This is a genomic window from Chryseobacterium sp. JAH (assembly GCF_001507335.1).
Taxonomy (GTDB): domain Bacteria; phylum Bacteroidota; class Bacteroidia; order Flavobacteriales; family Weeksellaceae; genus Chryseobacterium.
Genome location: NZ_LMAH01000009.1, coordinates 31,506 through 46,700 on the forward strand (window position 1 = coordinate 31,506; position 15,195 = coordinate 46,700).

The 15,195-nt window shown below is 37.2% G+C and carries 14 protein-coding genes; 9 read left to right on the forward strand and 5 right to left on the reverse strand.

The window, feature by feature from the left end; all coding sequences use genetic code 11:
• Positions 1-2 precede the first annotated feature (2 nt).
• From AR685_RS15910 to AR685_RS15935, 6 genes are all read left to right on the forward strand, one after another.
• Positions 3-740, forward strand: a complete 738-nt coding sequence (locus AR685_RS15910) for a rhamnogalacturonan acetylesterase (RefSeq protein WP_059125164.1) — start codon at positions 3-5, stop codon at positions 738-740.
• A gap of 181 nt (positions 741-921) precedes the next feature.
• Positions 922-1,263 (forward strand): cupin domain-containing protein, encoded by a 342-nt coding sequence (locus AR685_RS15915; protein ID WP_059125165.1) that lies wholly within the window; start codon positions 922-924, stop codon positions 1,261-1,263.
• Positions 1,264-1,335: 72 nt separating this feature from the next.
• Positions 1,336-2,235 carry an alpha/beta hydrolase gene (locus AR685_RS15920; protein ID WP_059125166.1) on the forward strand — a complete coding sequence of 300 codons (900 nt, stop codon included), beginning with the start codon at positions 1,336-1,338 and terminating at the stop codon, positions 2,233-2,235.
• A 208-nt stretch (positions 2,236-2,443) separates the two neighbouring features.
• Positions 2,444-3,340, forward strand: a complete 897-nt coding sequence (locus tag AR685_RS15925; RefSeq protein WP_059125167.1) for an alpha/beta hydrolase — start codon at positions 2,444-2,446, stop codon at positions 3,338-3,340.
• A gap of 239 nt (positions 3,341-3,579) precedes the next feature.
• Positions 3,580-6,054, forward strand: a complete 2,475-nt coding sequence (locus tag AR685_RS15930; protein ID WP_059125233.1) for a glycosyl hydrolase family 95 catalytic domain-containing protein — start codon at positions 3,580-3,582, stop codon at positions 6,052-6,054.
• A 105-nt stretch (positions 6,055-6,159) separates the two neighbouring features.
• A complete protein-coding gene (locus AR685_RS15935; RefSeq protein ID WP_059125168.1) occupies positions 6,160-7,449 on the forward strand; it encodes a nucleoside hydrolase-like domain-containing protein in 1,290 nt (429 codons plus the stop codon).
• 154 nt (positions 7,450-7,603) lie between these two features.
• On the opposite strand, the gene pelA is transcribed toward AR685_RS15935, so the two are convergent.
• Entirely contained in the window at positions 7,604-8,623 is a 1,020-nt protein-coding gene (pelA, locus tag AR685_RS15940; RefSeq protein WP_117584648.1) for a pectate lyase, read from the reverse strand.
• 11 nt (positions 8,624-8,634) lie between these two features.
• Complete coding sequence (locus AR685_RS15945) at positions 8,635-9,819, reverse strand: DUF4861 family protein (protein ID WP_059125170.1); 1,185 nt, start codon at positions 9,817-9,819, stop codon at positions 8,635-8,637.
• Between the two features lie 426 nt (positions 9,820-10,245).
• Here AR685_RS15945 and AR685_RS15950 point away from each other — a divergent pair, with 426 nt between their 5' ends.
• On the forward strand, positions 10,246-10,728 hold the full coding sequence (locus AR685_RS15950) for a hypothetical protein (protein ID WP_059125171.1): 483 nt from the start codon (positions 10,246-10,248) through the stop codon (positions 10,726-10,728).
• Between the two features lie 208 nt (positions 10,729-10,936).
• Positions 10,937-11,620 carry a hypothetical protein gene (locus tag AR685_RS15960; RefSeq protein ID WP_059125173.1) on the forward strand — a complete coding sequence of 228 codons (684 nt, stop codon included), beginning with the start codon at positions 10,937-10,939 and terminating at the stop codon, positions 11,618-11,620.
• Positions 11,621-11,729: 109 nt separating this feature from the next.
• Here the strand turns inward: AR685_RS15960 and AR685_RS15965 are convergent, their stop codons facing one another.
• Together AR685_RS15965 and AR685_RS15970 are read right to left on the reverse strand one after the other, a co-directional pair.
• Entirely contained in the window at positions 11,730-12,446 is a 717-nt protein-coding gene (locus AR685_RS15965) for an MBL fold metallo-hydrolase (RefSeq protein ID WP_059125174.1), read from the reverse strand.
• A 3-nt stretch (positions 12,447-12,449) separates the two neighbouring features.
• A complete protein-coding gene (locus AR685_RS15970) occupies positions 12,450-13,631 on the reverse strand; it encodes an MFS transporter (protein WP_059125175.1) in 1,182 nt (393 codons plus the stop codon).
• Positions 13,632-13,731: 100 nt separating this feature from the next.
• Between AR685_RS15970 and AR685_RS15975 the strand changes: the two genes are divergently transcribed.
• Entirely contained in the window at positions 13,732-14,601 is an 870-nt protein-coding gene (locus AR685_RS15975; protein ID WP_059125176.1) for a LysR substrate-binding domain-containing protein, read from the forward strand.
• A 152-nt stretch (positions 14,602-14,753) separates the two neighbouring features.
• Here the strand turns inward: AR685_RS15975 and AR685_RS15980 are convergent, their stop codons facing one another.
• Positions 14,754-15,194, reverse strand: coding sequence for a cupin domain-containing protein (locus AR685_RS15980; RefSeq protein WP_047442347.1), 441 nt, complete (start codon positions 15,192-15,194; stop codon positions 14,754-14,756).
• Between the last annotated feature and the right edge of the window lies 1 nt (position 15,195).

Genomic DNA, 15,195 nt, shown 5'->3' on the forward strand with positions numbered 1-15,195 from the left:
AAATGAAAAAAATACTTTTAGTCCTAAGCATCATAATTTCAGCATTATCGATAGCTCAGAAAAAACCAACCTTATTTTTAATCGGCGACTCCACGATGTCCAATAAAGACAATCCCGATAAAAATCCGGAACACGGTTGGGGACAGGTTTTAGGACAGTTTATGACCAATGGAATTGAAATTCAGAACCACGCCATGAACGGAAGAAGCTCTAAAAGTTTCAGAACAGAAGGCCGCTGGGACAAAGTTGAAAAACAATTGAAAAAAGGTGATTTCGTAATTATTCAGTTCGGACATAACGATCAGAAACTGAAAGATTCAACGAAATTTACCAATCCACACACGCAGTACAGAGCCAATCTTGAAAGATATGTGAACGAAACCCGTGCAAAAGGTGCAACACCCATTCTGATGACTTCCATTACCAGAAGAAACTTCAACGAAAACGGAGTCTTAATCGATACCCACACCGATTATCCTTTGGTGGTAAGAATGGTGGCGAATGATATGAAAGTTGCATTTGTAGACATGCAGTTACTGACCGAACAGATGGAAATTGCTGCAGGCCCGGAAAAATCAAAATTATTACACCTTCATTTCAAGGCTGGTGAAAATGCATATTACGACAAAGACAAAGCCGACGACACGCACTTATCAAAACTGGGAGCAGAAACGGTTGCCAAACTGGCTACAAAGTCTTTAAAGAACTTAAAGACAGGTCTGGAGAAACATATTAAATAATGTCCCAAAGATCGCACAGATTTTCACAGATTGATTATTAAAAATCATCTGCTCAATCTGCGAGAGAAATCAAAAGTCAATTTGTCATCCTGGAAGGATCTCTGCGTAGTTTTTCACAGTTTAGATGCTTAAAGTATGACAAGGTAAGTACAGACAAATTTAAAATTCAAAAAAGAATAAAATGAATTTCAAAAAAGAACTATTTTTCGATGGCAATACCGAATGGGAAGATTTGGGAGCCGGTGTTTCCAGACAGTTTGTAGGATACAATTCTCAGGTTATGATGGTCATCGTTAAATTTGAAAAAGATGCTAATGGAGCTGTACATCAGCATTTTCATTCTCAAATCACCTATGTTGCTGAAGGTAAATTTGAAGTAACCGTTGACGGAGAAACCAAAATCCTGCAAAAAGGCGACGGTTTTTTTGCGCAACCTAATATTTTCCATGGTGTGAAATGTCTGGAAGCAGGTCAGTTGATTGATGCATTTACACCGTTTAGAGAAGATTTTTTAATTGGCTAAATTCAAAATACTCAAACCTAACAGGTTTTAAAAAACTGTTAGGTTTTTTTAACAGTAAGCTTTAAATAAGTTATGAAGAAAGCAATTTTCATCTTAATTATTTTACTTTTTGCGCAAGTTTCTGCTCAGGAAAAACTTCTATTTTGGCCAAAAGGGGAAATGCCTAATTCCAAAATTATAGCCTCAAAAACTAAGAAGAAAAAAGAATTGGCAGAATTAAAAGAAGCAGAACTATTCGTCTTTTTGCCTCCCGTGAAAGAGAGAAATCAAAAGTCCGTCATCATCATTCCCGGTGGAGGATACTCAAAACTGACGTACGATGAAGGTGCTTTTCAGATTGCAAAATGGATGAACACTTTGGGGATTTCGGCTTTTGTTTTAAATTACAGATTGCCAACTTCACCCGATTTAATTCAAAAAGAAATTGCGCCTTTGCAGGATATTCAGGCTGCCATCAAATACATCAGAAAAAATTCGGCACAGTGGGGAATTTCTCCCGATCAGGTGGGCGTAGTGGGAACCTCAGCAGGTGGACATTTGGCGACAATGGCGAGCAATATTTCTAAAGATTACACAGAATTAAAAGGTGACTGGGAAAACATTTCCACCATTCCAAATTTTGCCATTCTTTTTTGTCCGGTTATTGATCTGGGCGAATATGCTCACAAAGGAAGCCGCAACAGTTTGCTGGGCGAAAACGCTTCTCCCGAAAAAATTAAGGAATTTTCCATGCAGAATCTGGTAACTGAGAAAACACCACCAACGATTTTGTTTCATAATCAGGATGATACGGCCGTTCCGCCGATGAACAGCATTTTGTATTTCAAGGCAATGACGAAAAATAAGGTAAAAGGTGCAATGTTTATTTTCCCCAAAGGCGGACACCGGTTTTTTGTAACCGACAAAGATCCGATTAATGAAAACTGGAAAAAACTGTGTGCAGATTGGCTTGAGGGTATTGGTAACAAATAATGAGTAATAAGAATGATTTGTGAGAAGTTGATTTGGGCAGCTATTCCGCCTTCCACTCCCGCTTTTTTTGTTCGTCACATCCTGAGCTCAGCCCAATGGCTCCTCGTAAAAAGAGCTCCGTTCAAGTCGGGTTGCAGATTTGTAATCAAAACAAAATTTTTCATTAACTCTCAGAGGTGTCAATAATTCAGATTTAAAAAAAACAGCAATGAAGAACTTCATCTTTATATTCAGCATATTTATTGGAATCCAAATTTCATCCCAGCAAAAAATAACCGTCTGGCCGAAAGGTGAAATGCCTAATTCCAAAGGCTTAAAACTAAATATCATTGAAGAAAAAGAAGGCCGGATTACCCAAATTCAGGAAGCTGAACTGTTCGCTTTTCTTCCAGCCAAAGAAGAACGAAAAAAAATGGCTATCATCATTATTCCAGGTGGTGGTTACAGACATCTGACCTATGATCTTGGTGGATATTCCTACGCAAAATGGCTCAACACTTTAGGAATTTCAGCATTTGTTTTAAACTACCGATTACCGACGTCTCCAGATTTAAAACAAAGAGAAATCGGTCCGTTGCAGGATATTCAGGCCGCAATAAAATTAATCAGAAAAAATGCTTCTCAGTATGGAATTTCACCTGACCAGATAGGAGTTTTAGGAACTTCAGCTGGTGGACATCTTGCAGCAATGGTAAGCAATATCTCAACTGATTATACTGAATTGAAAGGCGAATGGACAAGCATTTCAACGGTTCCCAACTTTGCAATTTTGGTTTCTCCTGTGATTGATCTGGGCGAATTTGCTCATAAAGGAAGTCGTGTAAATCTTTTGGGAGAAAATGCTTCCGATGAAAAGATTAAAGAATATTCAATGCAGAATTGCGTGACCGAAAAAACTCCGCCGACCATTTTATTTCATGCTCAAAATGATAATGCTGTACCCGTTATCAACTCTATTTTATATTACGAAGCGATGATTAAAAATAAAGTAAAAGGAGCCATGCTCATTTTCCCGGAAGGCGAGCATAATATTGGAATTTCTAATAAAACTGCACTGACGGATAACTGGAAGAAAATTTGCGCGGACTGGCTGGGAAATAAGTGATGGGTAACGAGTAATATTTAAACGTATAGATTTTGACTAAAATCATTCTATTTTAAGAAGTAGAGGTTGCGATAAATCGCTGATGAAGTTAGAAAACATATCAGCCATAAATAAATTATATTGAAAGATACATCAGCTTAGATCAATTCATCGATTATTCTTTGATCCTTAAAATAATACAGATCAAAACAGAACCGTTAAAAATAGCACCGAATCAAATCAATAAAAAAAATTATAAAATGCTAAAACTGATTCAACATAAAATAATCTTACTCGCCTGTGGAACGTTGATCTCTGTTTCAACTTTTGCACAGCAAAATTTAAAACTAAGCTACAGCAAACCCGCAGAAAACTGGAACGAGGCCTTACCAATCGGAAACGGAAGACTGGGAGCGATGGTTTTCGGTGGCGCAGTCCAAGAGCATCTTCAACTGAATGAAGAAACCATCTGGGCAGGAGAACCTGGAAATAATGTTCCGAAAAACACATTCGACAGCATTCAGAAAGTCCGTCGTTTGATCAATGAAAGTCAGTTTGAAAAAGCACAGGATTTAACCAACAAAACCTATCCGAGACAGGCACCGAAAGATCTTAATTACGGAATGCCGTACCAAACGATGGGCGATTTGTTTCTGGATTTTAAAGGTCATGAAAACTTTAAGAATTACCAACGGACTTTAGATATTGAAAAAGCAATCAGCACCGTTTCTTACGAAGTAAACGGTGTAACTTTCAAGCGTGAAACCTTCTCTTCTTTTGCCGATAACGTGATCATGATTAAACTGACTTCCAGCAAAAAAGGAAGTTTAAATTTTAATATCAACGCCTCTACTCCACACAAAATCAATTCAATTTTCACCCAGAAAAATCAATTGGTCATCAATGGAACGAGCGGTTCGGTAGACAATAAGATCGGGAAAATTAATTTTAAAACCGTCGCATTTCCTGTTTTACAAGGTGGAAAACTGACCTCAACAAAAAATCAGCTGCATATCTCGGGAGCCGATGAAGTGGTGATCTATGTTTCAATTGCAACCAATTTTAAAAAATACAATGATCTTTCGGGAAATCCGGATGTAAGAGTTTCACAGTATTTAAATAAAGCTTTAAACAAAAAATATGATACTGAACTGAAGGCTCACATCTCCAACTATCAAAAATATTTTAAGCGGGTAAGTTTAGATTTAGGAAAAACGGAACATTCAAATAAAACAACGGATATCAGAATTCAAGAATTTGGAAATTCACAGGATCCGGATTTGGTAGCTTTGTATTTTCAGTTTGGCCGTTATCTTTTGATTTCCTCATCGCAACAGGGAACGCAACCCGCCAATCTTCAGGGAATCTGGAATTATCAGCTGAATCCTGCTTGGGACAGCAAATACACAGTCAACATCAATACCGAAATGAATTACTGGCCTGCGGAAAATACCAACCTCAGCGAAATGCACGAGCCTTTGTTTGATATGATTCAGGATCTGTCGGTTACCGGACAGGAATCTGCCAAAGAGATGTATAAAGCAAGGGGCTGGAATATGCATCATAACACCGATTTGTGGCGGATCACAGGAATCGTGGATGGCGGTTTCTACGGAATGTGGCCGATGGGCGGAGCGTGGCTGACCCAACACGTCTGGAACCACTATCTGTACACCGGAGACAAAGAATTTCTAAAGAAAAATTACGAAGCTTTAAAGGGTTGTGCTTTGTTTTATTTAGACGTTCTTCAACAGGATCCTTCAAAAAAGCATCTCGTGGTTTCCCCATCGATGTCGCCGGAAAATAAATATTTTAAAAATGTAAGCATCACAGCGGGAACCACGATGGATAATCAGTTGGTTTTTGATGTGTTTAATAATTTCATCAATGCTTCAAAAATTTTAAATCAGGATAAAAATCTTTCGGACGAAATAAAAACGGCTTTGTCAAAACTTCCTCCAATGCAGATCGGGCAACATGCCCAACTTCAGGAATGGCTTACCGATATGGACAGAACTGATGATAAACACAGACATATTTCTCATTTGTACGGACTGTTTCCATCGGGACAGATCTCGCCCTTGAGAAATGTTGAACTGGCTGAAGCTGCAAAAAACTCAATGATCTACCGTGGTGACAAATCCACTGGCTGGTCGATGGGCTGGAAAGTAAACTGGTGGGCAAGATTACTGGACGGAAACCGTGCTTTTAAATTGATTTCAGACCAGTTAACTCCTGCTCCGATGGAAAGCAAAGGCCAATCCGGAGGAACCTATCCGAATCTATTGGATGCACATCCGCCATTTCAAATCGATGGTAATTTTGGCTGCACTTCGGGAATTGCAGAAATGCTGTTGCAGAGTTATGATGGATACATTTATCTGTTGCCTGCTCTTCCCGATGCTTTGCCAAGCGGTTCTGTGAAAGGTCTGAAAGCTAGAGGTGGTTTTGAAATCGATATGGACTGGAAAAATTCCAAATTGACAAAACTGATTATAAAATCTGCTTTGGGCGGAAATGCAAGGATCAGAGTGGCAAAAAATTTAACTTTAAAATCTAAAACAGATTTCATTTCAGCAAAAGGAGCAAATACTAACGAATACTACCAGGTTGATGTAATTAAAACTCCTTTGAAATCAGCTAAAGCAGAGCTGAAAGGTTTTGCAGTTCCGGAAACGGAAATGTTTGATTTTAAAACTGAAAAAGGAAAGGTTTATATTTTTAATGTAAAGTAGGTTTCCCACAGATCGTCACAGATCGTCACAGATAATTGCTAAAAAGATATGTTGACATTCAGGAAAGATTAAGCAATATTTTTCCAACCAAAATTAATTTCAGTTATGAAAAAAGCTATTTATTTTTTAATTATAATTTTGGGCATCACAAGCTTAAAAGCTCAAAAATCTTCGGATTTAAAACCAAGAATCCTGATCAGCACAGACATTGGCGGAACCGATCCCGATGACAATCAGTCGATGATCCATTTGCTGATGTATGCGGATAAATTTAATATTGAAGGTTTGGTTTCTTCACCGTCTTTCGGAAACGGAAGCAAAGATGAAATTTTAAAAATGATTGGTCTGTACGAGAAAGATCTTCCAAAATTAAAAAAACACAGTTCAGGTTTTCCTACACCAAAATATCTGCGGTCCGTTTCTAAGCAGGGATTGCGTGGAAATGCACCTTATGAAGGATATTCAAAACCTACCGAAGGTTCAGAATGGATTATCAAATCTGCCAGAAAAAAATCAACTCAGCCGCTTTGGGTTTTGGTTTGGGGCGGATTGGAAGATGTTGCTCAGGCTTTGCACGATGCTCCGGATATTCAGAATAAAATTAAAATTTACTGGATCGGCGGACCCAACAAAAAATGGAGTGCCAATTCCTATTCTTACATCACGAAAAACTTTCCTGATCTTTGGTTTATTGAAGCCAATTCGACCTATTATGCTTTTTTCTCAAAAAATGATGATCCTAATATTCTGAAAAGCACTGAATATTATGACCAATACATCAAAGGTTACGGAGCGATGGGGAAAGATTTCAAAAATTATTATAAAGGCGAGATCAAAATGGGTGACAGTCCTACCCTTTTTTATCTGATGCACGGCAACCCCAATGATCCCACTGGAGAAAGTTGGGGCGGAAGTTTTGAAAAGATCAACCGAAGTGCGCAGGTTATTATTGACGGTGCCAAAGGAAGTTCTGAGGACATCGCTTTTTGTTCGTTAATAGAGTTTCGTTTTAAAGGTCCCGTTTTAAATGAAAATCCTGTCGCGGCACCTTTTCACATGGAAACGATGCACAAAAAAGATGTTCAGAAATGGGCGGGTTCTTATCTTGGTGACGGAAATTATTCTTTGAAGTACGTCCCGAAAGGTGCAGAAGTTTTGAGTTACAAATTCGTATCAGAAATTCCTGAACTGAACGGTCATGAAGGGAAATTAAATATTGTCAATCTTTGGCCGGGAAAGGAAAACCCTACCGATATTCCTTTAGGAAATACTTGGTTTTCTGATCAGTCTGATCCGAAACTGTATGAAGGAAAATTTCAGGGTGGAAAAACCATCTCAAAATGGAAAAATGATATTCTTCTGGATTGGGCGAAGCGTTGGGAATGGTTGAAGTAGTTTTGTCATGATTTTTGCTTTACATTGTTTGAGCTTTAGTTTGATGTCTCAATCTGCTTTTGACAATCACATAAAAAATCCTGACGCATATTTGCATCAGGATTTTTATTTCTATCAAACCTCATAGGTTTTGAAAACCTATGAGGTTTATTTATTACTGCGTCAATTTATTTCGCTTCAGCCATTTTGGAAACTCATTCTCAATCAGTTTAGTTCCCGCCTCATTGTACCAGCTGTAGCCCATTCTGCGCTCTTCGGAAACCTCTTCATAATTGAATTTCACACTTCCATCACGATCACCGAAAACCGGTTTATTGGTTGGAATATCATAAAATCTCGCCCAAACTGCCGAACCTTCTTTCTTACTCAGCGTACGGATGGCCTTCTCACTTTCTCTCGAAACATTGTAAGTGTAACCGTCAATTTTACTTTCCTTAAACCACTGAACAGCCGATTTGATAGACTTTTCAATCTCGGGAGTGACAGGCTGCAACATCAGAAATTTCACAATGTTCACCGATTCTCCTGTGGCCAATGACATTGGTTCAAAAGCTCTGGCCTTTTCCGGAACTAAAGTAACTTCATTATACTGATCTGCCCAGATGGATAGCTTACCGTTTTGCAGAACCTGAGTTTTCAGAACGCATGCAATTCCCTTTTGCAAAGCCACTTTCGACTTTTCTTTCAACTGAGAATTGACCGCATAAAAGCCTTCTTTTCCTTCAGATATATTGTACAGAATCGTCAGCACATTAATCATCGCATTGTCATTGTACGTTACCTGCTTTCTGTAAATCGCAGAGTTCGGGAAATACTGCGGGAAACCGCCATTTTCGTACTGCATCGAAAGCAAATACTCAATTCCTTTTTCTGCTGATTTCAGATATACAGGATTTTTTGTGGTGCTGTATGCGTTAATCAAACCGTTAATCTCTTTCGAGGTGGCGTTGTTATCAATGGTTGCGAGATTGTTGTCTCCAGCTTTAATGATTTTTAAAAGTTTAGGATCAATCTTTTTCTTATAATCCACCTCTTTTTTATTGCTCATATGTTTTCCCCAACCACCGTTCGGAAGCTGATAGACCATCATTTTTTCGGCCAAAGTATCTTTTACCTGAGCAGAAAATGTGGCTGTTATTAAACAGAATGATGCTATTTTGAATTTTAAATTCATTATTATTTTAATTATTTAATCGTAATTACTAACGGGTTGGCAACAATTTTCGCCTGCTTTTCCAAAAGATTTTCCCAATCTTTCTGTGTCTGAATCTGTCCGCTTTTCTGCCATGCAAATCCTGCATAATAGGTCAGTTTTTTCTGAGGTTTTGTTACAACCAGCAAATTACTCTGATCCGGCGTTTCAGATTTGAAAGCTACAGATTTCTGAACAGTTTTCGGATCTACCACAATTCCTTCGCCCACAAAGGCATCATCGATTTTTTCCCAGTGCAGATAGTACCCATTTTTGTCATTCAGCTTAGATTCGCCTTCGTTTTTATGAAGAGAAATTCCGACAGTATAATTCGGAACAGGTTTTTCAGTTTCAAAATTCGATTCGAACTTAGAAAAATTGGAACCTAAATCAAGAGAAATTCTTTTGGTTTCTTTCACTCCAAACTCACTCCACGGAGCATACGTCAGTTCAAAAACGGTTCTCAACGGACCTTCAGCAATAGTTTTTGAATTCACAAAATTCTGCGAAACCTGCAGTTTTTCATCTTTCCACATCCCAATTCCGCCCGTTCCACGGCTGTCTCCAACGTGATACGGATCGTAACCTTCTCCTCTCGTGTCTTTGTGATAATACATCGGATCTGTCAGATAGCCTTTGTACCATTCGTTGATGACCGATTTTTCAGTTCTTTTAAACCAGATATCGACTCCACTGGAAAGTGTGCTTCCCTTTACTTTCGCCAAAGCTTCAGCCTGTCCTTTTGGGCCATACACCCTGAAAGCTACCCTGTCGTTTTCCCACGTGTAATCATCCACCCTTTCCGGAACCAGTCTGGAATAAGTAGTGATCTGACTTTCAGGAACCGGCGTGTTGGCATCTGCTAAAATTGTATATGAATTTGTTTTCTTTGCATCTAATTTCGCCTGAAAAAGAAGTTCATCATTTTTCCCGTCACCGTCATTATCGATCCACTGAATGGGAAGATATTGGTTTTGGGCATCTTTTATTCTTAAATCTTCCGCTTTATTTTTCCCTAAAAATGCTTTCAACTGCTTCGCTGAAACAGAAACGATTTCATTTCTTGCAAAATCCTGAGTATTTTTCACCTGAATTGAAGTCTGTGCATTCACACAATTCCCAGCAATGCAAACGATTGCACAACTTAAACTCAGTTTTGATATATTTTGTCCGAACATAAAATGTAGTTTTATCAAAAGTAAAGATATTCTGAATAATGGATGAATTTTAAACCTTAAATGTTTCTTAAAAAGATCATTTGCAATCTAAATTATTTTTAAAGTAATTAAGCCAATATAATTCTAAGAAAATATTCTCTAATTTATTTTCATCATGTTCTTTTGCCTTGATGTAAAAGAACCAAAAAATCAAAACTGGAAATTACGGCTGAAAATTGAAAATCAATCCTAAAACTTCCAAAACTTGCGCGAATTCAATTTTTTTCTTCGTCTCAAAATTTCAGTCGCACTTCAGACAGTGGAAGTTTTTTTACGGATTAATTATTAATTTTCTTAACGCCTACATTTCCTAGGTCAGGCAGAAAGAATATACAATCATTGTAGTTTATTACTGAAATTTCATATTTTTATGTTCAAATCAAATTTATGAAGGAGAATCCCGAATTTTACGAAATACAACACTTCAGACAATGGTGGCTTTGGCTGATTATCGTTTTTGTGCTTGGATTTTCCGTTTACAACGCTATCGAAAACGAAGAATCTTTCTCTACAGCGGAATTGATTATCACGCTAGCCGTTCCTTTTTTAATTTGCCTTCTGTTTTTCATTATCAAACTGGAAACTAAAATTGATGCTTTGGGAATTCGAGTCCGTCTATTCCCATTTCATTTTCAGTTTAAATATTTCCCGTGGAAATCTATAGAAAAAGCTTACATCAGAGTATATTCTCCGCTGATGGATTACGGCGGCTGGGGTTTGCGACTGGGTTTTTTAGGAAGAGGAAAAGCGTATACTGTTTCTGGTGATTTGGGATTACAGCTTGTTTTTAAAGATGGGAAGAAACTGTTGATTGGAACGCAGAAATCTGTGGAAATTAAAAAGTTTATTGCAGAAATTCAAAAAATTTAATGACTGTACATTTTTCACAACACTAAATCAGCAGTTACTTTGTCTTTCCGTAGAAATCTCAACACACAGAAATCAAAGCAGTCTAGATTCCTATGGAATGACAGACAAAGCGTTAAACACTAAATTATTACCATCTACAGATTTCAATAAAAATAAATTTAATCTTTACATAAGTTCTTTTTATTTCAATTGATCAGAATCAAATCTAATGAAATACCTGAAAAAATATTTTATCACTTGGTACGTACCAATACTTTCTTACTTAATTCCTTACCTCATTTTCCAGTTAGGACTGATTCTTAAAAATGATGAAATAATTAATTTGTCTTTGGCTATTTTCTATTTAAATATTGTAGGGAATCTTATTTCTGCCGTTGTGCAAATTGTAATCAAAAAATGGTACTTTCTTTTTCCTCAAATTATGGCATCTGCGTTTCTGTTTTTTTCAGTATCAATGTATCTTGCATTTTCACCACCCGATTTCTATGGTGCTAATAAAGTAATTCCAAAAAATATAAAATTTGAAATTCCTGCTGAAAAAGAATTGACAGAAAAAGACTTAAAACAAAACGATTTTAGGTTAGCAGAACGTTCACAGCCCGGAATTTATAATTTTTACACTAATCATCAACCTAAAGAATCGGGATATTTTTATATTAAGGCATTTGAAATAACTTCAAACGACAGATTATCTGAAGATGGAATTACAGAACGTTCGAAAATTGTGGTCGAAAAACCAGATACAAAAATTTACACCGGAGATTTTATAATTTATGAAGGATCCTGGGATGATCAGTACGGAGCGAGAATTGAACTATGGTATCATCCAGACAGCAGTTCTGAATATAAAATTAAACAGAAAAATTATATTATTGAAGGTTGGATGAGATGAAATAAAATCTGATCTAAAATCAGTATAAACACAATTCTGATTTAATTCCAAAGTCATAATCTCAATAAAAACCCTTTGCACCACTTGACCTGGCTCAAGTCAGCTAAAATTAAAATTCCAAAACAGATTTGCCCAAATCATGATACAAAAGCACTTTCCAATGTTCTTTTTTCGCAAGAATCTCCCATTCTATCCGCTGATCTTTTGCAGTTTTACCGTCAAAATCCGTTTTGTAAGCCAAATGATATTTTAAATAAGCCGCTTGCGGAAGATTGTCTGCTCCATAGAAGTACGTTTCATTTTCATTTTTAACCCAAAAAACCTGATGAAACGGCGAATGCCCACCAGTTACCTGAAATGTAATCTCATCGGAAACACTTCCCGAGTCATCATTCATCCACATAATTTTAGCATTTTTAATGATGAAATCAAGAATTTCAAAATCAAAAGACAGACTGCCTCTTTTACTTAAAGCAAAGTCATATTCTCTTTTTTGTATATAAATTTCAGCATCAGGGAAATTTAAAATCCACTTTCCGGCAGAAGTATTGACCAGACCTGAAATATGATCTTTGTGCAGATGAGAAAGTAAGATTTTATCAATTTGAGAAGGCTGAAGTTCATGCTCTGAAAGATTGGCAAAAATTTTAGGCTGATGATTTTCAAGCCATCCCAAACCAGCATCTAAAAGGATATTTTCAGTTCCAGTCATCACCAAAAATGGCTGAATGGACATTTTGATTCCTTTTGAAAATTCATCGAGAAACACAAATTCTTTTTCTTTGTTGACAGAAAAGTTTCCCTCCTTCAATGCGAGCACTTTCATAATTTAAGATTTAATTGTCTGCGTTTTTAGGGTTAAAATAAATGAGATGGCAACAGCCAGACTAAGCAATACGACAAACCAAAACCATGAAGTGGCATGAAGAAAATAACCGCTTCCGCTCCCCAAAACACTCGATCCGAAGTAATAAAACAGCCAATAAATCGACGTTGCTGCAGATTTTGCCGCCTTTGCTTTTACAGCAACCATTCTGCTTGCCATAGTATGTGCAGCAAAAAATGTAAAGGTAAATAATCCCAAGCCTAAAATAACGATCAATACATTGGTCGAAAACAGACAGAAAACCCCGATAATCATGGTCAATACGGAAGTTTTAAGGATTGTCGGCTGACTGTATTTTACAGACCATCTTCCTGAAAGCATCGTTCCGAAAACACCTACCGTGTACATCAAAAAGATGAATGCGATGAAAATATGATTCAATGAAAATGGTGGTTGTTCCAATCTGAAGCTCAGATAATTGTAAACACTCACAAAAGATCCCATCAGTAAAGCAGCGATGAAGTATAAACTTAAAAAATCCGGATCAGAAAAAAACATTTTCATCTGTCGCATTTTAAGTGCCAAACGCTGTCTCTGCGGTTTGAAAAATTGGGATTCAGGAAAAAATCTCCAAAAAACCAAAGCCAGAAAAAGACTTTCAATTCCAATGATTAAAACAGCGTTGCGCCATCCCAGTTCTCCTGCCAGCAAGGTTGCGAAAATTCTTCCGCTCATTCCGCCAATAATATTTCCACTCAGATACATGCTCAAGGTCAAACCCAAAACAGAGGATGAGACTTCTTCAGTGATATAGACCAAAGCAACCGCCGAAACTCCCGAAATGACAAAACCTTTTAAAACACCTAAAAACACGAGGATTTCAAGCTGCTGGATGTACGATGAAATTAAAGTTAAAAATGCAGAGCTGAGTAAAGAGAACAACATCAGTTTTTTCCTTGAAAATGCATCGGCTTTAAATGAAAAGAACAATAATCCGATGGCCATTCCGATGGTTGATGAAGAAACCAGCAGCGAACTGTCACCAACCGAAGTTTTGAATTCCGAAGCGACATTGGGAAGCAAAGGCTGAAATAAATAGAGCTGAGAAAACACCGACAAACCTGAAAGAAAAATACAGATCTGGATCTCCCATAAACGTCTCGTATTTTTTTCTGCTTTCTCCATTTGCTGTTTCAAGTATTTTGATGAAGCAAAGTTCCGTATAATTTTTAAATTTGTAAAACGCTTTATTTCGATAACATCAATCTATAAAACCGATTTACAAATGGAACTTCGTCAACTTAAATATTTCCTAAAGGCTAAAGAACTGATGAACTTTACGGAAGCTGCGAATGCGATGCACATCAGTCAGAGTACGCTTTCCCAACAAATTAAACAGTTGGAAACGGAAATCAACACACCGCTTTTCAACAGAATTGGAAAAAGAATTCAACTTACCGAAGCCGGAAATATTTTCGCAGAGTTTGCCAAAAAATCAGTGCGGAGTTCTGAAGAATCTTTACTGGCGATGTATGATCTTAAAAAACTCTCACGCGGAACTCTTAAGATTGGCGTTTCATATGGACTTCGTTCAATACTGGTTCCAGCAGTGAAAAATTTCATTGAGAATTATCCACAGATCAATCTTGAAATCCTTTTTGAAACCACCGATATACTGCTGAAAAAATTAAGCGATACAGAACTCGACTTGGTTTTAAGTTATCAGGAAGCGCATCCCGCAGAAAATTTCATCTACCAGAAACTTTTTGTTTCTGAAATGATGTTTGTGACTTCCACAAGTTCGGAATATTCAAAATTTAAAAAGATCAATCTTAAAACCATTGCGGAACTTCCTTTGGCAATGCCTTTTGACGGTTTCAGCACCACTCATTACGTCATGGATTTATTTAAACAAAATCATATTTCACCCAACGTAAAAATGAAAATCAACGACATTCCGACGTTGATAGAAATAGTAGAAAACGGAATTTTTCACACCATTTTAGCCGATTCTACCGTCAATGACAGACAAAACCTGGTGACCATTCCGATTACAGAAAATAAGGCTGAACGCAAGGCTGTTTTAATGCATCTCAAAGAAGCTTATCAAACCGAGGCGATGAAAAGTTTTTCCGGTTTGTTGCTCAACTTTTAATGAACAGTTATTTTTCTTATTTTAATTTGTTATGCGCAAATAGTAAATCCCAGAAATCTTTTAGTACTCTCGTGGATTCGGCTGACGTGGTAGACCTTTACCATTAGTCTGTCTCTCGGCGTGAGATTTCCTCAAACGAGAATGATTTAGAGCTATCGCAAATCCTTTTTAATCACCAGATATTTCAAATCTTTATCTCCTGCATTGCTGATTCCATGCTCAGAATTGGGCGGACAGTACAAACTGGTATTCGGACCGACTTCTACGGTTTTTCCGTTAAGATAAAAAGATGCCTTCCCTTCCAGAATATAAAAAAATTCCTCTTCGGGATGGCGATGTGGCGCATGCGTAGATTTTCCGGGTTCTACAATGCTCATCTTTAATGTGTTTTCTTCAGTAAACTTTTTGTCGGCAAACCAATACTGATACCCTGATTTTGTCTTTGTAGCTTTAGCCAGATCAAATTCATTCACACAGTTTTCTATGTTGTACTTAACGGGTTCTTGTACTGCAGCTACTTTCTGAGCATATACATTCTGCTGAAACAGAACACTGATGATTATGGTTGTTATAAATTGGGTTAATCTTTTCATT